15 protein-coding genes are annotated in these 21476 nt (G+C 48.7%); 10 read left to right on the top strand and 5 right to left on the bottom strand.

Annotated elements, in window-relative coordinates:
• Together GUA98_RS00560 and GUA98_RS00555 are read left to right on the top strand one after the other, a co-directional pair.
• A complete protein-coding gene (locus GUA98_RS00560; RefSeq protein ID WP_193721738.1) occupies positions 1-1344 on the top strand; it encodes a dihydrolipoyl dehydrogenase family protein in 1344 nt (447 codons plus the stop codon).
• Positions 1345-1373: 29 nt separating this feature from the next.
• The gene (locus GUA98_RS00555) at positions 1374-1985 is read left to right on the top strand and encodes a DUF1349 domain-containing protein (protein ID WP_193721737.1); all 612 of its coding nucleotides are present in this window, start codon (positions 1374-1376) and stop codon (positions 1983-1985) included.
• Between the two features lie 180 nt (positions 1986-2165).
• Here the strand turns inward: GUA98_RS00555 and GUA98_RS00550 are convergent, their stop codons facing one another.
• The gene (locus tag GUA98_RS00550; RefSeq protein WP_153978227.1) at positions 2166-2618 is read right to left on the bottom strand and encodes an SET domain-containing protein; all 453 of its coding nucleotides are present in this window, start codon (positions 2616-2618) and stop codon (positions 2166-2168) included.
• Between the two features lie 160 nt (positions 2619-2778).
• Here GUA98_RS00550 and GUA98_RS00545 point away from each other — a divergent pair, with 160 nt between their 5' ends.
• From GUA98_RS00545 to GUA98_RS00520, 6 genes are all read left to right on the top strand, one after another.
• A complete protein-coding gene (locus GUA98_RS00545; protein ID WP_193721736.1) occupies positions 2779-4335 on the top strand; it encodes an ABC-F family ATP-binding cassette domain-containing protein in 1557 nt (518 codons plus the stop codon).
• Positions 4336-4822: 487 nt separating this feature from the next.
• Positions 4823-8890 (top strand): fibronectin type III domain-containing protein, encoded by a 4068-nt coding sequence (locus GUA98_RS00540; RefSeq protein WP_193721735.1) that lies wholly within the window; start codon positions 4823-4825, stop codon positions 8888-8890.
• A 9-nt stretch (positions 8891-8899) separates the two neighbouring features.
• The gene (locus tag GUA98_RS00535) at positions 8900-10021 is read left to right on the top strand and encodes an S-layer homology domain-containing protein (RefSeq protein ID WP_193721734.1); all 1122 of its coding nucleotides are present in this window, start codon (positions 8900-8902) and stop codon (positions 10019-10021) included.
• Positions 10022-10275: 254 nt separating this feature from the next.
• Positions 10276-12111 carry an assimilatory sulfite reductase (NADPH) flavoprotein subunit gene (locus GUA98_RS00530; protein ID WP_193721733.1) on the top strand — a complete coding sequence of 612 codons (1836 nt, stop codon included), beginning with the start codon at positions 10276-10278 and terminating at the stop codon, positions 12109-12111.
• Positions 12112-12161: 50 nt separating this feature from the next.
• Positions 12162-13883: an assimilatory sulfite reductase (NADPH) hemoprotein subunit gene (gene cysI, locus GUA98_RS00525; protein ID WP_193721732.1), complete on the top strand. Its 1722-nt coding sequence runs from the start codon at positions 12162-12164 to the stop codon at positions 13881-13883.
• A 289-nt stretch (positions 13884-14172) separates the two neighbouring features.
• Positions 14173-14889, top strand: a complete 717-nt coding sequence (locus GUA98_RS00520; RefSeq protein WP_095287765.1) for a YebC/PmpR family DNA-binding transcriptional regulator — start codon at positions 14173-14175, stop codon at positions 14887-14889.
• Between the two features lie 90 nt (positions 14890-14979).
• On the opposite strand, the gene GUA98_RS00515 is transcribed toward GUA98_RS00520, so the two are convergent.
• The 4 genes from GUA98_RS00515 to GUA98_RS00500 all read right to left on the bottom strand — a co-directional run bounded on the left by GUA98_RS00515 (position 14980) and on the right by GUA98_RS00500 (position 17701).
• On the bottom strand, positions 14980-15465 hold the full coding sequence (locus GUA98_RS00515) for a DMT family transporter (RefSeq protein WP_193721808.1): 486 nt from the start codon (positions 15463-15465) through the stop codon (positions 14980-14982).
• A 17-nt stretch (positions 15466-15482) separates the two neighbouring features.
• Positions 15483-16181: a Crp/Fnr family transcriptional regulator gene (locus tag GUA98_RS00510; protein ID WP_193721731.1), complete on the bottom strand. Its 699-nt coding sequence runs from the start codon at positions 16179-16181 to the stop codon at positions 15483-15485.
• 43 nt (positions 16182-16224) lie between these two features.
• Positions 16225-16650 (bottom strand): DMT family transporter, encoded by a 426-nt coding sequence (locus GUA98_RS00505; protein WP_110822416.1) that lies wholly within the window; start codon positions 16648-16650, stop codon positions 16225-16227.
• 253 nt (positions 16651-16903) lie between these two features.
• A complete protein-coding gene (locus GUA98_RS00500) occupies positions 16904-17701 on the bottom strand; it encodes a Nif3-like dinuclear metal center hexameric protein (RefSeq protein ID WP_193721730.1) in 798 nt (265 codons plus the stop codon).
• Positions 17702-18117: 416 nt separating this feature from the next.
• On the opposite strand from GUA98_RS00500, the gene GUA98_RS00495 reads away from it, so the two are divergent.
• On the top strand, positions 18118-18711 hold the full coding sequence (locus GUA98_RS00495) for a biliverdin-producing heme oxygenase (RefSeq protein ID WP_193721729.1): 594 nt from the start codon (positions 18118-18120) through the stop codon (positions 18709-18711).
• A 99-nt stretch (positions 18712-18810) separates the two neighbouring features.
• The gene (locus tag GUA98_RS00490) at positions 18811-21351 is read left to right on the top strand and encodes a diguanylate cyclase domain-containing protein (protein WP_193721728.1); all 2541 of its coding nucleotides are present in this window, start codon (positions 18811-18813) and stop codon (positions 21349-21351) included.
• Positions 21352-21476: the final 125 nt, after the last annotated feature.

The raw sequence follows: 21476 nt of genomic DNA, 5'->3' as shown, positions 1-21476 counted from the left end.
ATGACACAAGTATACGATCTAATTGCAATAGGAACCGGTAGTGCAGCGAATTCAGTTGTAACTCGCTGTGCTGAAGCTGGTTGGAAAATAGCCGTGGTTGATGAGCGTGAATTTGGCGGAACTTGCGCCCTGCGAGGGTGCGATCCGAAGAAAGTATTGGCAGGAGCTGCTGAACTGATCGACTGGAATGAACGAATGCTGGGGAAGGGTGTTCAGGGAAGAACGACCATAAACTGGCCGGAACTTATGGCTTTCAAACGAACATTTACGGCGAGCATTCCGAGAGCCAGCGAGGATAAATTCAAACAGGCGGGGATGGATACTTTCCATGGCAAGGCTTCTTTTGTAGATGAAGATCACATTCGTGTGGGAGATGAAGTGCTGCAGGGAAAACATATTCTGATTGCAACAGGCGCGCAGCCGGCACCGCTCCCTATAGATGGTTCAGAACATCTTCTTAACAGCGATGATTTTCTGGAACTGGATCAGCTTCCGGATCAACTGGTTTTGGTGGGCGGAGGTTACATTGCATTTGAATTTGCTCACATCGCTGCAAGAGCAGGAAGCGAGGTGCACATTATCCACCGTGGAGAGCGGCCGTTGGAGCAGTTTGATCCGGAGCTTGTTGACTTGCTGGTTCAAAAATCGGAAGAGATCGGTATTCACGTTCATCTGAATGCGGAAGTGAAGTCTGTTCGGAAACAGGGGGAGACCTTCGTGGTCAGTGGTACCCGGAACGGAGCCGACCACCAGTGGCATGGTGGACGGGTCGTGCATGGAGCGGGACGTATCCCTAACGTGGATGGATTGGAACTGGAAGAGGGGAAGGTCAGCTATAGTGAGAAGGGTATTATCGTGAATGAGTATCTACAAAGCACCAGCAACCCCAAGGTATACGCTGCCGGTGACGTTGCTGCAACGAAAGGGCTTCCCCTAACGCCTCTGGCCGGTCAGGAATCACGAGCTGTCGCCTTGAATTTGCTGAAGGGCAACCATACGGTGCCGAACTACTACGTTATGCCGTCCATCGTGTTTACTGTACCATCGCTTGGCTCTGTTGGTCTTAGCGCGAATCAAGCACAGGAGGAAGGCTATGAGGTGAAGGTAAATGACATGTCGCAATGGTATACTTATAAACGGACAAATGAGAAGTATGCCAAGGCCAAAGTTGTGATCGACAACAACTCAGGTCGCATTCTGGGGGCCCATGTACTGGGCAGCGAGACCGAAGAGCTGATGAACCTGTTTGCCATGGCCATTCAGTTCGAACTGACAGCCGATCAGTTAAGCACCATGAATTTTGCATATCCTACGGCTGCATCGGATTTGGGCTCTTTGATTTGATGTTTTGATTAGGGGAGGGTGTTGAAAAAATGTCTGCAGCACAATTTCTGGGTACATTAGATGCCAAATGGACCACTGAACCGGTTGCAACCCGTACCGAGGGAGACCGTTTCATCGTGGAGGCACAGGAAGGCAGTGATTTTTGGGAGAACACGTTCTACGGATTCAGGCACCAAAATGGACATGCCCTTCTGACGCCTTGGGACGGTAATGAAGCCGTCGAAATTACGTTTGATCTAAGTTCTTTTACTGAACTCTATGATCAGGCAGGTTTAATGCTCTGGCACAGTCGTGAACAATGGATCAAGGCTGGCGTGGAAGTAAACGATGGGGTCGTTCATATCGGCGCTGTGGTAACGGATCACTTCTCGGACTGGTCGTTATCTCCCGTTCCGGAATGGGGAGGACGTAAGGTTACCATTCGAGCTTCCTACCACAATGAAGCGGTAGTCATTCGGGCGCGTACAGACGAACATCCGTGGAGAACCATTCGGGTTGCGCGTTTTGCCTATCCGGCGAACAAGCAGGCGGGTCCATTCCTGTGTTCTCCCAAGCGTGCAGGGTTTGAAGTGGCATTCACGAAGTGGAGAAAAACGACACCTGACGAGGATTTGCACACCGATCCGCCCATACTGGATTGAGAACGGTGGCACGCGTTGAACGGTTCTTTCCATGCCAAACAAGCAAGTCCTTCCTGTATGGAAGGCTTGCTTGTTTACGTTGTGAGAAGGGAGCAGCCGGAGTGCTCAACAGGATTTCAGCGAAATGTAACGCTGCGATTTTTTAAACCTGTCCCTGGAATGCTCTTTTTTTTACCAAGATTAATTAGCTTCGTTGTTCTCACCATTCTCTTCGTTACGTTCCTCAGCTTCGTTCAGCTCACGCATCCGTTCTTCATAATCGTCCAGGAACCATAGCGGGTCCATGTTGTCTTCTTCGCCATTGTAATTGATCAGGATCTCTTCGCCCGCTTTGATATCTGTATAAGCATAGAAGTCAAATGTATGGTTTTCAAAGTTGATATCATAGGTTGCGTTGGGCTCGTACGAATGATTGATCAAGCTGCCGTATCCCAGCAAAATGGCGGTGTGGTTGGCACCATACTCAAATACGTAATCCTCCAGGATCGTTTTTTCGACATGTTCGTGGTCTTCGTTGGGATAAGGGACAACCGGGGCCTGATGGATCAATTGGCCTTTGGGAATATCCACTGTGGCAAAAACCCCTCGGTTAAATTCGCCATCACCCAATTTGGATTGTTTTACTTCAATCATAATGTTCACCTGATGCTCGCCTGAGAGAGCTCCGTTCTATAGTAGTTTAAGGCCAAATTTTAACCGATTCATACATATAAGGCAAATATGGCGTTGAGTTGTGCAGGTTATAACGATTATAATATACAGGAATGAAGTCTATATAGAAAAGGTGTCATGAATGAGCATATTAAATGTGGAAAAATTAAGTCACGGTTTTGGTGACCGTGCTATCTTTAACGACGTATCTTTCCGCCTGTTGAAAGGCGAACACATTGGACTGATCGGGGCCAATGGTGAAGGTAAATCCACCTTCATGAACATTATTACTGGCAAGCTCCAGCCTGATGAAGGCAAAGTCGAGTGGTCCAAGCGTATGCGCGTGGGATATCTCGATCAGCATGCCGTGCTGAACAAGGGACAATCCATTCGTGATGTCCTGCGCAGTGCGTTCCAATACCTGTTCGACATGGAGCAGGAAATGAACGAGATGTATGGCAAGATGGGAGACGTGACTCCCGAGGAACTGGAACAGCTGCTTGAGGATGTCGGAACCATCCAGGATACCCTAACCAACCAGGACTTTTATATGATTGATGCAAAAGTGGACGAGACTGCACGCGGTCTGGGTCTGACGGATATCGGTCTTGATAAGGATGTTAACGATCTGAGCGGTGGTCAACGGACCAAAGTGCTGCTCGCCAAGCTGTTGCTTGAAAAGCCGGATATTCTGCTCCTCGACGAGCCGACGAACTATCTGGATGAACAGCATATTGAATGGCTGAAGCGTTATTTGCAAGAGTATGAGAATGCATTTATTCTGATCTCGCATGACATTCCATTCCTGAACAGTGTCATTAACTTGATCTACCACATGGAAAATCAGGATCTGACTCGTTACGTGGGTGATTATGATCACTTCCAGGAAGTTTATGAAATGAAAAAGCAGCAGCTGGAATCGGCCTACAAGCGTCAGCAGCAGGAAATTGCCGATCTGAAGGATTTTGTTGCACGTAATAAGGCCAGTGTGGCGACACGCAACATGGCGATGTCCAGGCAGAAGAAGCTCGACAAAATGGATGTGATTGAACTCGCCAAGGAGAAACCGAAGCCACAGTTCAACTTCCGGGATGCCAGAACATCCGGCAAGCTTATTTTTGAAACCAAAGGACTGGTGATCGGGTACAACGAGCCATTGTCCAGACCGCTGGATCTGCGTATGGAGCGTGGTCAGAAGATTGCACTCGTGGGTGCTAACGGAATCGGTAAAACGACCCTGATGCGCAGCATTTTGGGTGAAATTCCGGCCCTGGAAGGAACAGTTCAGCGCGGGGAGCATCTGGAAATCGGGTACTTCCAGCAGGAAATGAAGGATGCGAACTACAATACCTGTATCGAAGAGATCTGGCAGGAGTTCCCGTCCTATACCCAATTCGAGGTTCGTGCTGCCCTTGCGAAATGTGGACTGACCACGAAACACATTGAGAGTAAGGTTGCTGTGCTGAGTGGTGGAGAAAAGGCTAAAGTGCGTCTGTGCAAACTGATCAACAACGAAACCAACCTGCTTGTACTCGATGAGCCGACGAACCATCTGGATGTGGATGCCAAGGATGAGCTGAAACGCGCGCTCAAAGCCTACAAAGGCAGCATTCTGTTGATCTCGCACGAACCGGAATTCTATCGTGATGTTGTGACGGAAACGTGGAACTGCGAATCGTGGACAACCAAAGTATTCTAAATTGATGTCGAAATGAAGAGGTGAGACTTGTCGCAATCAGAGAATAATTTGTTCAGGCCTCATTGGAATGGGTGTCGTACAAGCTGAATTGCGAGTAAGCTCGAACCAATGATCAAAAACACGTATTTTGCTTGCGGAAGCAGACAGGATGCGTGTTTTTTTGCGTGGTTCTGCGAAAAATGTTCGAGCTGTGATGCGGTTGACAGCGTCAATAAGGCGATAATATAATGCGAGAAAGCACTTACATTCACATGACATAAGCAAACCTGTTTCACGACTTAGGGCAAAGAAGACACGGTAATCCGTATTGGGATCATTGCACTTAGCGGGGGAGACAGGTCTTTTTTTGCCCTCCAATGAAACCGATTTCATTAAACGAAGGAGGTGAAACGCTTACTGCGCGCTGGATACACAGGTAACGCCTAATAACAGCACCGTGTGATCAGGACCATGCTTTCATTTTCCGAGGCAAAGGAGAGAATGGATATTGGATAAACTCAGAAAGCCGCTCATATTCATGTTATCTGCTACGCTCGTGTTATCTTCCGGACCTTTGATGCTGCCAGGCAAGACATATGCTGATCCTTACAGCATGCCTGTTACACTGCTGCAGGACGATTTTTCGGATGGGGATTACTCGGCTTCACCCGCATGGAACGTAAGCTCAGGTCTATGGGAGGTAAGCTCAGATCCTGCAGACGCATCGAACCAGACGCTTTTTCAGAGCGATACCGGGGAAGGTATTATCTCCACCGGCGACATTATGTCCGACATGACCGTATCCATGCGCTTTTACACAGGTGATGGTCAGGGACATCCGGGAATACTGCCGCGGTTTCAGGATAAGAGCAATTTTTATTATTTTCAAATGCAGGTTCCAGCCAATAAACTCGTTTTTTCCAAGCGGGTGAATGGAGCGGATACACCCTTAAAGTCAGTGGATTATTCTTTTGCCAAACACACATGGTATACCCTGAAAATCGTGCTGTCAGGACCTTCCATTCGCGGGTACATCGTCGAAAACGGAGCAAATCGCTTGGTATTCGATCTGAACGATACGACATTCAGTCAAGGCAGCATCGGCATACGAAATCGCTGGCAATCTGTTCATGCAGATGACGTAATCATCGCCGAGCCGCCGCCAGGAAATGATGCTGTACTCACAGCCGATGGGCAGACGTCATCCTCGGTTTCACTGCAGTGGAACGAGACAGCAGGTGCGATCAGCTATCGCCTGTATCGTTCCACCTCGCCAGAAGCGGGATATTCCTTGGTGGCGGATACCGAATCCCTGGGTTATGTAGACGATGATTTAATCACCGATACGGTCTATTATTACAAGCTCGCCTATGAATACGGGGGAATGACGGAATCGTTATGGTCGGCACCACTCGAGGTTCGGACAGCAGCAACCGCACCGCAGGCTCCAGGAGAATTGAAAGCTCTGGCCCTGAATACATCCAGTGTGAAATTGTCTTGGCCAGCTGTGGATAAGGCAACCGGATACCGTATCGTCCGTTCAGAGGCGGGCAGTGAGCAGTATGAGCAGGTGTACGAAGGCCAGGCACTCACTTACACAGACCAAGGTCTTGCATCCGGCCAAGGCTACAGCTATCGCGTAACGGCGTACAATGCAGCCGGAGAGTCCGAATACGCAGCTGCAGAGGTAACAACGTACCTGATGGATTCCCCAGCCGAATTTACCGTTTCGGACGTGACCAGTACGTCGATTACCCTTGGGTGGAATGCGCTCCCCGGCTCGGATGTGACCTATTCCGTATCCAGATCCACGAGTGCAGGCGGGACGTATCAAGAGGTCTATAGCGGCGGGGCTGACACGTTTAACGATAGCGGCCTGACAATGGGCACAGGATATTATTATGTTCTTCAGGCAACTGTGGATGGTGTTCCTTCTCCTGCATCTGCACCGCTGAGTGCTGCCACAATACGCACGAGCTTTACACCGGGCCAGTTATGGCCGGATCTTGGCGGTAAGCCCATCGATGCCCATGGGGCGGGCTTTTTCTACGATGAGCAGACAGAAAAGTACTACTGGTATGGGGAATATCATACGGGAGGCTGGCCGGCCGTTGGCATCCGCGTGTATTCATCGACAGATCTGCTGAACTGGACGGATGAAGGCATGGCACTCACGATGATTCAGTCCATGGATGATTTCGAGAATGATGCGCTTATTTCCGAATTGTATGCCGGGCGTGAAGATAGAGTGGACATTTGGGCCGATATCCGTAGAGGGCGGATTATTGAACGTCCGAAGGTGATCTATAACGACAAAACTAAAAAGTACGTCATGTGGGCTCACATGGATGGAGACAAGGATCCCTACAACAATAGTGCCAATTACGGAAAAGCACAGGCTGGTTATGCCATTAGCGATTCGCCAACAGGGCCGTTCGTTTACCAGAAGAGCTACCGGATGGACAGAGCTCCTGAAGGGGAGAAAGATTACTTTCCAAGCGATCGGGGCATGGCACGTGACATGACATTATTCAAGGACGATGACGGTACGGCATACCTGATCTATTCCAGTGAGGAAAATCTGACCCTGTATATTTCCAAATTGAACGAAGATTACAGCGATGTGACAGGTTGGCATAAGCAAGGTCTCACGGATGAGAATGGCAATCCGGTACGAGACTCCACCTATCAGGCGGAATATGGTGTCGATTACGTGAGAGTATTCCCGGGTGGACAACGCGAGGCACCCGCCGTGTTTAAATATCAAGGCAAATATTACATTTTGACCTCCGGTGCGTCAGGATGGTCCCCGAACGAAAACAAGGTAACTGTGGCGGATAACATTTTTGGTCCATGGTCCACAATGACGAATCCATTCATACGTACACTGCCGAGCGATCCTGATCCAGGCAAGGCATTCGGCACGCAGACTACATCCGTCATTCCTGTTGACCCGGAAAAAGGGAAATTCATTTATGTGGGGGATACGTGGAACGGCGGTAATTTCTCCAATGATGGAGCTAAATACGTGTTCTTGCCGATTGAGTTTGGCATGGGCTCCGATATTGCAATTCGATGGCACGACAGCTGGACCCCTGATCTGCTGAATTCCATGGGCAAGGTGGACATCGCCGACCCGCTGCCTGAGGCTGTGCCTCTCGGGAAAGTGCCTTCTCTGCCAGCAACAGTGAACGTGCGGGATGGAGGGTCGCTTGTGCCAACACCAGCAGTATGGACAGTGGATAACCGGGCGATGACTGCAGGTGATTTTGCCAAACCGGGACCGGTCACGCTGCAGGTAACGACACCGGAGTACGGCAACAAAAAACAGGCAGTTCGTGTATATGTCATACCGGAGAACGCACTTTATTTCGTGAACAGCGGAGGCTATGAAACGGCTGATTACAAACTAATGGGTGAATATATGAAAGGTTCGCTAGTCAATCCGGGAACGGCTGACCAGCAGTATGCCCCGGCAGAAGGACGAAATTGGGGATATCTTAGTGCTGATGCACTGCCATCCGGTTCAGCTGGCGGGGATATCTACTCTACCGTGCGTTATTTGAACGGTGGCAATGTGAGCAATTCACCCAAGGGCAGCGATCTTACCTATACCTTTGAAGTGCCGAATGGAACTTATGATGTGTACGCAGGATTTAACGATCCGTGGACCAATACGTCCCGCAGAGCAAACTTCCTGATTAACGGCAATAACACGGGGCCGGTGACGTATACGCCTGCTAATGTCAGATCTCATACAGGTATTGCCGTTACGGAGAATAAGCTTGAACTGACGGTGCGCAATACGGCATCACAGGACCCGCTTATCAGCTGGATCGTCATCGCCAAGCCGGATGCACCACCACCGAGGGATAACACGGCCGGGCTGAATGCTGAAATAGCCGATGCAGCGAGTGTTACGCTTCGCTGGGATGCCCAGCTAGGTGCAGCAAGCTACAAGCTCTACCGTTCGAACAAGGAACAGGGGGAGTATAATGTCGTTTACAGCGGTAGTCTTCGGGAATACACCGACAGCGGGCTGCGTCTTGGCACGGATTACTATTATAAAGTGGAGGCCTTTGACGCTTCGGGGCGCACCATTCGCGGTTTATCTACTGCTTATCTAGTGCGTACCGCTGAAGAGGCTGCTGCTGATGTGGCTGCACGCATTACAACCTTGGAGCAGCCTTCTGCAGGTGCCAAGCAGTTAAAACTGCCGGTCGTACCGCAAGGCTTTACAGTAAAGATCGCTGCAAGCTCGTTACCGTCCGTCATTCAAACCGATGGAACAATCGTGCCGCCATCCAAGGAAACTGCGGTAACATTGGAACTGGAGGTCACTCGAACCTCGGATGACAGCAAAGCCATGACCCAGCCGTTAACGGTGCACGTACCTGGGTATACGCCTTCCCCGGGCGGATCCGGCTCCGATGGTTCAGGTGGAAGTTCTAATGGAGGCTCGAGCAATTCCGGAGGACAACCGGGGTCTGGTACTCCAACACCAGGGAATTCTTCGCCAAAACCTGAATCACAAAAAGATCGTTCCATTCTTGAGTTACAAGGGGTGACAGATTAGGATGGGATTGTGCAGACGAAAGTGGATGCTTCTGTAATCCAAGAAGCCTTGCAAGCTGCGCCTCTTGCAGGCACGGGTCTCCGTCAGGTTGAACTTCGGCAGAAACCTGTCTCAGGTGCAAGCACTTATGAAGTGTCCCTGCCAGCCTCGGCATTGGCTGACCAAGGTGAATCGCGCGTATTCCAAATCGTTACGGAACTGGGAACACTAGAACTTCCTGCGACACTGTCAACAGAAGACTTGGCAGGCCACGAACTGGCTAAGGTACGATTCATTCGCATGGAGCTGCCAAAAACAGTCGCAGATCAACTCGGAACGCAGCATGGAGTACGCCTTGAACTCGTTATGGATGGCGATGCTTGGCCAGATACACATGGGCTGAAGCTTCACCTGCCTTACCTACCGCTGTCAGGTGCAGAGCGAGATCGAATCGTAGCGTTCGCGTTAAATGCGAGCCATGTGGCAACTCCGTTGCCGAAAAGCCGTTACGATCAAGAGAAGAGGGAGGTAGCATTCCCTGTATCGTCGGCAGCAGGAAATTATGCAGCCGTATCTGTGCAGCAGAAATTCACAGATATTGCCGATGTGCCATGGGCCAAGAATGCATTGGAGGCACTGGCTGTCCGCGACATCGTGGATGCAGCTGAAAACGGCAGCGAACGTCAATTACATCCGAAACAGGAGATGACGCGCGGTCAATACGTGCAGTGGCTGATTACAGCACTCGGCTTGAATGGTGCGTCTTCCATTCCGTTCTCGGATGTAAGTACTGACGCTTCGTATTACGAAGCTGTTAATGCCGCTCGTTCGCTTGGCATTACTGACGGCTCGGGAGATGGGCAATTTAAGCCCGAAGCCACCATCACCCGTCAGGAAATGATCACGCTGACGGTAAGAGCACTGCAGGTTGCAGGATTCGTCGAACCCGAATCGGTTTCCACGGATAACCTCGCTCGCTTCCGCGACGCTTCTGTAATCCGTTCATATGCTCGGGACAGTGTGGCCATTTTAGTGGATCTGGGTATCGTTAGCGGGTACAACGGCGAGGTCAAGCCGCTTGCCGAAGCGACCCGTGCTGAATCGGCTGCGCTTGTGTACGCAATGATGGACAAATTGGTGTGGCCCAACTGACGAAAACAATATAATGAAGTAGAAGAAGAGAAGGCTTACTAAGACCTGGATTAATGGTCTTAGTAAGCTTTTTTTGCTTGACCATAAATGAAGTGAGTTCGTTCATATTGTTCCTTTATCAGCGAAACTGATAAATGTTATAAAATGATTGAAATTGACCCCCAACACCCGGTGTGTTAGGTTCTAGAGAGTAGAATTAAATTTGATCATTTTAGTAGGAATTAAAATTGAAGCAATGCGCGAGGTGGCAAATGGTGGAACTTCAAGTGACAAACAGCCCATTTAATCAGGAACAGGTTGAGCTGCTCAACCGTCTTATTCCTACATTGAACGGTTCACAAAAGACTTGGCTTAGCGGATATTTAACAGCTATTCAAGGGATCGCAGCGGTAGCGGCCGGAACAGGTGCAGCACCGAACGTACAGGCGGAAGCGGTAGCGGCTGTCAGTGTACCTCCAGCTTCCCGGGAAGTGACGGTACTCTACGGATCCCAAACAGGGAACTCTAGCGGATTATCGAAGAAGCTGGCTAAAAAATTGGAAGAGCAAGGTCTTCAGGTGACGTTATCATCCATGGGAGATTTCAAACCGAACGGACTGAAAAAAATTGAGAATCTGCTCATTGTTGTCAGTACTCACGGTGAAGGCGAACCGCCGGATAATGCGATTCCGCTTCATGAGTTCCTGAACAGCAAACGCGCTCCGAAGCTTGATGGATTAAAATATTCCGTGCTGGCGCTGGGCGATACGTCGTACGAGTTCTTCTGCCAAACTGGCAAGGATTTCGACCAGCGTCTGCAGGAGCTTGGTGGTACGCCAATTGTTCCTCGTGTAGACTGTGACGTTGATTTTGACGAAGCGGCTGCGGAATGGATGAATGACGTTCTTGCCTCCCTTAGCAGCACGCCAGCGACGGCGGGCACCCTATCCAGCGAAGCTGTTGTCGCTGCGGTGAGTGGCGGGGAATCCGAATACAATCGGACCAACCCATTCAAGGCAGAAGTGCTGGAGAATCTTAATCTGAACGGCAGGGGATCAGACCGGGAGACTCGTCATATCGAATTGTCCCTGGAAGGTTCCAACCTGGACTACGAGCCGGGAGACAGCCTGGGTGTATTCCCGGAAAATCATCCTCGCCTGGTAGATGAGCTGATTTCAGCCATGGGATGGAATGCCGATGAACGTGTAACGGTGAACAAATCCGGTGAGCAGGTATCGGTATATGAAGCGTTGCTGCGCTATTTCGAAATTACTGCTGTGACCAAACCCGTAGTCCAGGAGCTTGCAAAACTAAGTCCTGACAGTGGACTTGCCGATTTGCTTGCAAATGACGCCGAGTTCCGCAATGTTATGAACAGCTGTGATCTGCTCGATCTGGTACAGGATTATAATCTGAAGGGCATACCGGCGGGAGAATTTGTTGCCGTTCTTCGTAAAATCCCTGCACGCTTATATTCCATCGCCAGCAGTTCGAAATCATTCCCGGATGAAGTACATCTTACGGTGCGTACGGTGCGTTACGAAGCGCGCGGAAGAGAGCGTTATGGAGTTTGTTCAGTTCATCTCGCAGAGCGGATTGAGGCAGGAGACAGCCTACCCGTGTACATTCAGCATAACCCGAACTTCAAATTGCCGGAGAACCCGGATGCTCCAATCATCATGATAGGTCCTGGAACGGGAGTAGCCCCATTCAGATCGTTCCTGGGTGAGCGTGAAGAAACGGGTGCGCAGGGCAAAACGTGGTTGTTTTACGGGGATCAACATTTCCTCACGGATTTCCTATATCAAACGGAATGGCAGCGCTGGCTCAAAGATGGCGTTCTCACCAAGATGGATGTGGCCTTCTCTCGGGATACGGAGCATAAGGTATATGTTCAGCACCGGATGCTGGAGAACAGCAAAGAGCTGTATCAATGGCTTCAGGAGGGCGCAGTCATCTATGTGTGCGGTGATGAGAAGAAAATGGCACATGATGTTCATGGCGCACTTGCTACCATTCTTGAACAAGAGGGCGGTTTGACTTCTGAGCAGGCCTCGGAGTATCTGACTAGGTTGCAACAGGAAAAACGTTATCAGCGGGACGTGTATTAATTCGGAAATACCGGATGAAAACACCCGCAGAGACGAGAGGAGAAAGCAGCATGGCTTATAATAACTTACTGAATCCGCAGCGCGCCAATAGTGATGTGGAAGATATAAAGATCAAAAGTAATTACTTGCGCGGCAGTCTCACCGAAACACTGGCGGACCGCATTAGCGGTTCGATTCCGGAGGATGACAACCGGCTGATGAAGCATCACGGAAGCTATATGCAGGATGATCGTGATCTGCGCAACGAACGAAACAAGTCGAAGCTTGAGCCAGCCTACCAGTTCATGCTGCGTGTACGAGCTGCGGGCGGAATTGTAACTCCTGAGCAATGGCTCATGATGGACCGAGTCGCCCATAAATATGCGAACGGAACCATTCGCTTGACTACACGTCAGTCTTTCCAGCTTCATGGTGTACTGAAATGGGATCTCAAAAACACGATTCGTGAGGTGAACGATTCCCTGCTGAGCACACTTGCAGCATGTGGAGACGTGAACCGGAACGTGATGTGTAATCCGAACCCGAATCAGTCGGATGTGCACGCAGAAGTGTATGAGTGGGCTTGTCAGGTGAGCAACCATCTGGATCCACGTACTCGCGCATATCATGAGTTGTGGCTGGATGGAGAGAAAGTCATCGATACCGGAGCGAGTGACGAGGAAGTGGAACCAATCTACGGCAAAGTATATTTGCCGCGGAAGTTCAAGATCGGGATTGCGGTTCCTCCATCCAATGATGTCGATGTATTCTCACAGGATCTTGGATTTATCGCCATCGTCGAGAACGGCAAGCTGCAGGGATTCAACGTGTCGGTCGGCGGCGGAATGGGGATGTCGCATGGTGATCCGAAGACATACCCACAAGTATCCAAAGTCATCGGCTTCTGCACACCGGAGCAAATGATTGATGTTGCGGAGAAAACGGTCATGATTCAGCGGGACTATGGAGATCGTGCCGTACGCAAGCACGCACGTTTCAAATATACCATCGATGACCGCGGGCTCGCCTGGTTCGTAGACGAGTTGACGAACCGCCTGGGCTGGAGCTTGGAAGCAGCGCGTGCTTACCATTTTGATCATAACGGAGATCGTTACGGCTGGGTCAAAGGCAGCAATGGTAAATGGCATTATACGTTGTTTATCCAAAACGGACGGGTAAAAGATATCGACGGCTATCCGCTTATGACGGGATTGCGTGAAATTGCGAAGATTCATAACGGCGATTTCCGGCTGACAGCCAACCAAAACCTGATTATCGGGAACATCAGCAGTCAGAAGAAGAAAAAAATCGAAGCACTGATTCAGCAGTATAATCTTACGGATGGCGCTCACTATTCGGCTCTGCGCCGGAGCTCCATGGCGTGTGTGGCACTTCCTACCTGTGGTCTGGCCATGGCAGAGTCTGAGCGCTACCTGCCGTCCCTGATCGACAAGCTGGAACCTGTTTTGGATGAAGCAGGGCTGAGAGACGAAGAGATCGTCATTCGTATGACTGGATGCCCGAATGGTTGTGCGCGCCCAATGCTCGCCGAGGTTTCATTTATCGGGAAGGCTCCGGGTAAATACAATATGTATCTGGGCGGCAGTTTTACGGGTCATCGTCTGAACAAGCTTTACAAAGAAAATATTGGTGAAGCAGAGATCCTGGATACGTTGACTCCGATGGTGCATCAGTATGCGAGAGAACGTCATGAAGGGGAACATTTCGGTGATTTTGTTATTCGTGCCGGTTATGTGCCTGAAGTGCTGGACGGCCAGCAGTTTCATGCCTGATTGAATTGCGTTCGTTAGAAGAGCATTCCTGCGGGAATGCTCTTTGTGCTAGATTCGTTGATTGAACTGGTATTCGTCGAAGCTCGTAATACATTAGGAAATCGAAGTATATTTGGGAGAGAGCCGAACGGTTAATGAAAGGCCGAATGACGTTTCAGACTTCATCTGATAACCGTTTGCTATGAAACATTACCATTATTTCGTCATACTGAACTTGTTGAAGCAGTCTCAACAAGATATAATAACTAGGTAGAATGCAGATTACATGTTGAAAGTGAGCGGAAACGATATGGGTCGTAAGTGGAATAATATTAAGGAAAAAAAAGCTTCAAAAGATGCAAATACAAGCCGGGTTTATGCCAAGTTCGGCGTTGAGATTTATGTAGCTGCCAAGAAGGGTGAACCAGACCCGGAGGCAAACCGCGCACTGAAAGTCGTGCTGGAACGTGCGAAAACGTATAACGTACCAAAAGCGATTATCGATCGCGCGATGGAAAAGGCTAAAGGCAGCGGGGACGAGAACTATGAAGAGCTGCGTTATGAAGGCTTCGGACCAAATGGTGCGATGGTCATCGTGGATGCACTCACCAACAATGTGAACCGGACTGCGCCTGAAGTTCGCTCCGCATTCAACAAAAACGGCGGGAACATGGGTGTCAGCGGTTCGGTTGCTTACATGTTTGATCCAACTGCGGTCATCGGCGTAGAGGGTAAAAACTCTGAAGAAGTACTGGAAATCCTGCTCGAAGCAGACGTGGATGTACGGGATATCGTGGATGAGGATGAATCCGTGATTGTTTACGCGGAGCCAGACCAATTCCATGCCGTACAGGAAGCTTTCAAAGCTGCTGGTGTTACCGAGTTCACTGTAGCCGAGCTGACAATGCTGGCGCAAAACCATATTGAACTTCCTGAGGATGCACAGGCTCAATTCGAAAAACTGATTGATGCCCTGGAAGACCTTGAAGATGTTCAGCAAGTGTACCACAACGTAGAATTTGTATAAGATTACTTGCATGCATACCTTAAGCCTATAAGAAAAAGAGTGTCCAATCCATCTTGCTGATGGCCAGACACTCTTTTTTTACATGTGTAATTATGAATCAGACCGCAGAGCACGGCGAGGTTTCTCCGCTGTATTGCTTTTACTGCCGCCAAATTTGAACAGTACAATTCCCCCCACGATGACAAGCACCCCGAGCAGCTGATTCCAGGAGAAGGGGATCTTCTCCAGCCCAAGCCAACCCATCGAATCAAACAAGAGAGCAAAACTCAGCTGGGAGGTCAGGACAATGGAGATGGCAAAGGTAGGCCCGAGCAGCTTCATGCCCTGAACGAGACAGAATACGACACCTACCCCGATTGCACCACTTACCCAGTACCATGGCTGCATATGCTGGAAACTAAACGTGTTTTTGCCTTCCACCAGCAGCGAAATCAGGAATGAGGCAAGAAATCCGGTGAAAAGTACCATCGTTGTCGTGGACCATGACCCGGTCTTTTCATTGACTTTACTATTAAAAACGGTTTGCAGACTGACGAGTGAACCTGCAAGTAATGCGAGCAAAATACCCGTAACAATCATGAGCTGTAATCTCCTTATTCATAGATGTTGTGACCTGCAATTTGACGCAAACCGGCTCGATCCTTGACCTGAATAAAACCTTGGTTGCGTTCAATGAACCCGTCCGTACATAGCTTCTGAATGACCCGATTTAGATGCCGATAGCTTGTGCCGATCAGATTGGCAATGTCCGTCAGATTGAACGAATCCAGCCCCTCATGTACGACCGCACCTGCTTCCTCGGTGGAGATGGACAGCAGGTAGCTGGCTAACCGCACCTCAACCGGGTACATCAGGTTGAAGCTTGAGAAGTTTGAATCGATGTAGAACTTATGAGAAATGATCTTCAGCAAGAATTTGAGCAAAGGGGCATAGTCGCCTGTATGTTCGGCCAGATGCCGGTAGTGGATACGCAGCATGACTACAGGTGTGACAGCCTGAACGGTATTGATGATATGACTTTCCCGGACATACTCCACGTCCCCAACAACTTCAAGTGGGGTTTTGAAGCAGAGCACGAGTGTTTTGTCCTGGGCAGACGTCGTAAAAATCTTGATTTTGCCTTCAACCAGCACATATAAGAATTCGGATGCTTCGCCTTGGCAGCAGATCAATTCACATTTTTCAAAATGACATATGGTCATCAATGGACGCAGGGGCTCGGGGAATACGGTTTCGAGCTGGTACTGCTTCAAGTGGTGCAACAATTGATTTTCATCATGGACTTCTTCCATAAAGTACTTCGCCCCCGACCTGTTCTTGTGCAAACTAAAAAAACTATAGTTTCATAATAATAACACCCGTAATCATGAGTGCTATGCCTAGAAATTGCGGCAGCTTCATCTTCTGCTTCACAACACCAAACCACCCGTTGCTGTCGACCAGAAAAGTCAGGAACAGCTGTGCAATCAGCAGGGCAGAGATGGTGAAGGTAACCCCAATTTGTTGAATGGCAGACACTTCACTGAAAATAATAACCGCACCGAAAGCTCCTCCGGCGAGATATAGCGGTTTGACTTGTTTTAATCCCTGAAGATTGACATCCCGGACAAACATCAGAATGATGGCTGCCAAGATAAAGCCGGTAAACTGTGTAATGGTGGCGGCTTGCCATGTACCCATGTCCGTACTAATTCGGGTGTTGGCCACACCTTGCAGCGTAATGCAGGCACCGCCGAGTAATGCAAAAATAATTCCTTTCATGCTGTACGCTCCTTATCACTGTGTTACTTCGACTTCTATTAAATGATAGAAGTGCCCCGAACGCCAAGGACAAATGTCCTGAACTCCAAAACCATAGCCATCAGCGTACAACATTGGAGCATAAAAATCCACATGTGAGCAAAGTAGAAATCGTACAATCTAAACTCAATCAGTCAGACAGCAGCTAAAAATCTTTTGCAGGAAAATAAAAAGAAACCCTCTTTGCAGAGGGCGGCGATCAAGTCAAAATCAATTAAAGCACGTTATATATAGGCTGTTCTCCAACAAAGGTTACAGTTAATTCAGGATAGGCTTGATCCAGCCTCTTGGCAAGGAGTTTCATCCCCGAAGACTCACTTTCGGCATGACCGATCATGATAAGAGCCTGCTGCCTGCCTTGTTGTACAGCATCACGTATGTATTCCGGTGTTTCCCATTCGAAGCCCTCTCCTGCAATAATCAGGTTCAATCGTTCGTTATGCAGCAGGGGGATCGTTAGATTCCCATTACCGCGAAAACCGACCAACACAGCTGCACGCTGACAAGTCATCTCCAAGTTACCGGCAACGCGCACATATTCAATCTGAAGGGTATGTTTGATATGTTCTGCAATTTGCTGAACGGTCATACCTGGATCAAAGGAAAGAATATCTGCTTCCGGCTTCCTTTGCTCAAGGAAGGATGTCCATCCTAATGCTTCAACTAAACCTTCGGTGATGCCGTCGGGTTGAACTTGGTGAATGGAATCATGACAGCGATAAATGGCAATTCCAGCTTCATCAATGAGGTTACGCTTGGTCTGATAGACAGGATCCTCGGTTAGCCAATCCGTATGACTATGGTGGTTATAGAAGGGGGGCTCATGGGCAATGATCAGGTTGGCTCCCTGTTGTACTGCACGTTCAATGACCTGCTGAGTGGGCATGAATGCAACAACGACACCCGTGACGAGCTGATCCATCGATCCGCTAATTAACTGATCCACCGTGTTATCCTGCAATTCAACTTGAGCAGTCAAATGATCGATTATTTCTTGAACACGTACCTCCATGAATACGATACCTCCAATGACAGAATATATCCTCAGTGTATCATTTTGATGAAATGTCAGCATTAACCATTGTAGACTTGCTGCTTAATAGCACGTGTATTACACTGCTAGATTGACAATGTTAATAGCGGGTTTACGTTATTGCTGGCTTCATGCAAACGTGATGGTGGGGTCTATTTACCTCGTAATGTAAGGAGAATGAACTATACATACGAGAGGGAACGTACATTAACAACCCTATAAAACGCTCTAAACGTAACGGTTCTGGGTACAAGTAGTTTTCTTCTGCGAGAAAAAGTATACTAACATAGAATCTTTATCTGGATTAAGAAAGGCATCCATTACAACCTGCACTGAACATGTGATTCTTGTTTGGTTTGAATTATGATAAAGGAAGTAGAGAAAGGTGTGATTACATGACAGCAAGTACCATTATGGAACGTCTGAAGAGTGAGACAGCGCACTATCACAGACAAGTGGAACAGAACGACTATGCGAAGGCTATTATGAATCAAACCGTGAGCTTAGAAGAGTATAAGGAATACTTAGCGAAATTTTACGGTTTTTTGAAACCATTGGAAGAACATGCTCTTCAGCAGCCGTTTTGGGCGAATACAGGGCTTGATTACGGGATCCGGGGCAAAGCCATTTTGCTTGAAAACGACCTGCGTAATTTAGGTTCCAGTGATGAAGAGATCAAGCAGCTGCCAAGATGTGAGGAATTGCCGGATATATCTTCGCCTGAACGATTGTTCGGGTATCTGTACGTCATTGAAGGGTCTACTAACGGAGGGCAGATCATAACCAAACGTCTTTCTCAGTTTTTGCCGATTGAAGCGGGCCATGGACTTGAATATTTCAATGCTTATGGTTCGGAAACCAGAACAAGATGGGCAAAATTCATGGCACAGCTGGTTCAATTCGCTAAGAGCGAGGAAGATCAAAATGAAATGGTTCATACGGCTTCGGAAACTTTCCGGCTGCTTGACCAATGGATTAATACGAAATGAGATATATAAACTTGTAATGTAATTAGCAAATACTTGCAATGAAAGAATCCTTTTAATGTTGGTATATATTGAAATATATGAGAGGGGTTTTTTCAGTCCATGGCCGAATCGAAGTCGAGGAAAGATAATAATTTGCTGAACCGTACGCTGCTTCATCAAGGTACGTACACCAATGATCCGATAGATCTCAACAATTGTGATAAAGAACCGATTCATATTCCCGGCTTCATTCAGCCTCATGGTGTACTACTGGCTGTGAATACCCAGAGTGTCCCTACCATTGTACAATGCAGTCAGAATACAGAAGAGCTGCTCGGCCTTGAAACCGATAAAGTGCTCGGTCTGCCTCTCGAAAATCTGATTGGCAGAGAGAGTCTTCACCAGATTCTCGCACGCAGCTTCAGTGCTTCAGTTACCTCAGATCTGCAATATATGGATATTACTATCAACATCGCTGGACATGATCAGATGTTCACGTCGGTGATCCATGAGAGCGAAGGGTTGCTCATACTGGAGATGGAGCCTTTCAATGAGAGCAGAACGATGGAAGGCAATGATTTTGAGTGGATCTCACGCTTTTTCGGAAGGATCAAGAGCACGGACAGCCGAATTGAGGCCAGTCAGATTGCAGCGGAGCAAGTGAAGGAAATGCTTGGTTATGACCGGGTCATGATTTATGAATTTGACGAGCAATGGAACGGAAAGGTCATTGCCGAAGCGCGTGAGGAACAGCTGGAACCATTTCTCGGACATCATTATCCGGCTTCGGATATTCCTAAACAGGCACGTGAATTGTATTTGCGGAACTGGCTGCGTACCATCGTTAATGTCAATTACAAACCTGTAGAGATCATCCCTACATTGCAGCCCTTAACGGGTAAACCGCTCAATCTAAGTCTTTCGGTCCTGCGCAGTGTATCGCCACTGCATATTGAATATTTACAGAACATGGGCGTTGGAGCGACAGTAACGATCTCTCTGATCCATGACAATCAACTGTGGGGCCTCATTACATGCCATCATTATTCGGCCAGATATGTACCACATCGTGTACGGAACTTATGCAACTTCCTCGGTGCGTTTTTCTCCAGCGAATTGTTCCAGCGTCAACAGCTGGACGAATATCAGGCAGAGATCAGGTCGCGGGAAGCTGCTTCCCGGATTTCGAGCATATTTATCGGGAATACCAGCCCTGCCAGAATTATGGAAGAGCTTCAGAGTGAAGAGCAAACGTTACTTGGTCTTATGAGTGCTTCCGGGGCGGCCATCTGCTACCAGGACAAGTTAATGTTGTATGGGGATACACCGACACGTGAACAAGTGCGTGAGCTTGCCGCTTGGCTTGCGGGTAAATCAGAGGACTATAGTTACCATACATCCAAGCTGAGTTTGGAGTACGGACCTGCGTTAGCCTACAAGGAGAAAGTGTCTGGCGTAATCTATGTAGCGATCTCACCCGGGCAGCATCATTATATGATCTGGTTCCGGCCTGAGGTGATTCAGCTTGTCGATTGGGCAGGGGACCCGGCCAAAGCTGTACTTAAAACCGATGACGGAGTGCGTCTCTCTCCGCGTAAATCGTTTGAGAAGTGGCGAGAGGTTGTACAATCCACTTCCTATCCTTGGACAACAAAAGAATTGAGTGTGCTGCCTCTGCTCAAAAGCATTGTTCGTCGTCAAACGGAAAATCAGCTTGTTCAGGCCGAAGAGCAGGCACTGCAAAACGCACGAATTTTGCGGCAAAATGAACAACGCTATTTGCAGCTGATGGAGTTCTCACCTGTAGCCTTCTTTACGTTGACGGATGGCAAAATTATTTATTGCAACAACAGGGCGGCAGAACTGCTGGGTTATGAAAACTCGAAGCCTCTGAACGGCATGGACTTCAGCCAATTCGTGCCGGATAATGCAAGATCCGTCTTGCAGCAGCATCTGGAAGAGCTCCAATTGGAGGATACTCGTTTGTACACGCATCAGTCCTACTTCACAACAGCTGCAGGAGCTTCCCTGCTCCTGGAAGTTACACTTGCTTCGGTGACGCACGCAGGCAAACCTTCGGTCATGGTCGTTCTCAACAGTGGAGTATCCAACCACGAGCAGGAAGGTTATACGGAGACAACCAATCAGCTGCAAAACTATCTTAATACAGATCCATTAACGGAGATGCCGATTCAATCCATATTTAAATCGCAGCTTCAGGAAGATTGGGATGCGTGTTTGCAGGAAAAATGCAGTCTGGGACTGCTGATTATTGATATCGACGATTTCCGATCCTACAACGCTACCTACGGTCTTCAGGGCGGAGACCTCTGCCTGCAATGGATAGGCGAAGTGCTGGCTGTCGTTAGTGAGCAGAATGAAGCACTGATCTCCCGCCTGCGCGGAGGAACGTTCATGCTGAAACTCAAGGGTACAACGTCAGAACAGGCTGACCAGCTTGCAGAAGAGATCAGGCAGCATGTGCTTGCTCTGCAAATTCAGCGGGACCCGTCCAGCCCGCATGAAGTCGTTACCGTCAGTGTGGGCGGTGCTGTCATGGTGCCTGAAGAGAGTCTGGCCGTGTCTGGTTTAATTGAAAAGGCAACGCAGGCTCTGCTTCAATCGAAGAATGAAGGGAAAAATCGGATCACTATGGTCTGATATCCATAACGAATCAACAACTCATTTTATCAAGGCTGTGGATCAATGATAGGGTGGCGTTTGAACTGGAGACCAGTTTGAGCGCCATTCTTTCTTTTATTGAAAAATGCAATCTCATCGCCATT

The sequence above is a fragment of the Paenibacillus sp. P13VS genome (genome assembly GCF_015143645.1).
Classification (GTDB): Bacteria; Bacillota; Bacilli; order Paenibacillales; family Paenibacillaceae; genus Paenibacillus; species Paenibacillus xylanilyticus_A.
This window is presented reverse-complemented; position numbering and strand designations above follow the sequence as displayed.

Coding starts and splice junctions, on each gene's coding strand:
- GUA98_RS00560 (WP_193721738.1), top strand. CDS start 1: ATGACACAAGTATACGATCTAATTGCAATAGGAACCGGTAGTGCAGCG.
- GUA98_RS00555 (WP_193721737.1), top strand. CDS start 1,374: ATGTCTGCAGCACAATTTCTGGGTACATTAGATGCCAAATGGACCACT.
- GUA98_RS00550 (WP_153978227.1), bottom strand. CDS start 2,618: ATGATTGAAGTAAAACAATCCAAATTGGGTGATGGCGAATTTAACCGA.
- GUA98_RS00545 (WP_193721736.1), top strand. CDS start 2,779: ATGAGCATATTAAATGTGGAAAAATTAAGTCACGGTTTTGGTGACCGT.
- cysI (WP_193721732.1), top strand. CDS start 12,162: ATGGCTTATAATAACTTACTGAATCCGCAGCGCGCCAATAGTGATGTG.
- GUA98_RS00520 (WP_095287765.1), top strand. CDS start 14,173: ATGGGTCGTAAGTGGAATAATATTAAGGAAAAAAAAGCTTCAAAAGAT.
- GUA98_RS00510 (WP_193721731.1), bottom strand. CDS start 16,181: ATGGAAGAAGTCCATGATGAAAATCAATTGTTGCACCACTTGAAGCAG.
- GUA98_RS00505 (WP_110822416.1), bottom strand. CDS start 16,650: ATGAAAGGAATTATTTTTGCATTACTCGGCGGTGCCTGCATTACGCTG.
- GUA98_RS00500 (WP_193721730.1), bottom strand. CDS start 17,701: ATGGAGGTACGTGTTCAAGAAATAATCGATCATTTGACTGCTCAAGTT.
- GUA98_RS00495 (WP_193721729.1), top strand. CDS start 18,118: ATGACAGCAAGTACCATTATGGAACGTCTGAAGAGTGAGACAGCGCAC.
- GUA98_RS00490 (WP_193721728.1), top strand. CDS start 18,811: ATGGCCGAATCGAAGTCGAGGAAAGATAATAATTTGCTGAACCGTACG.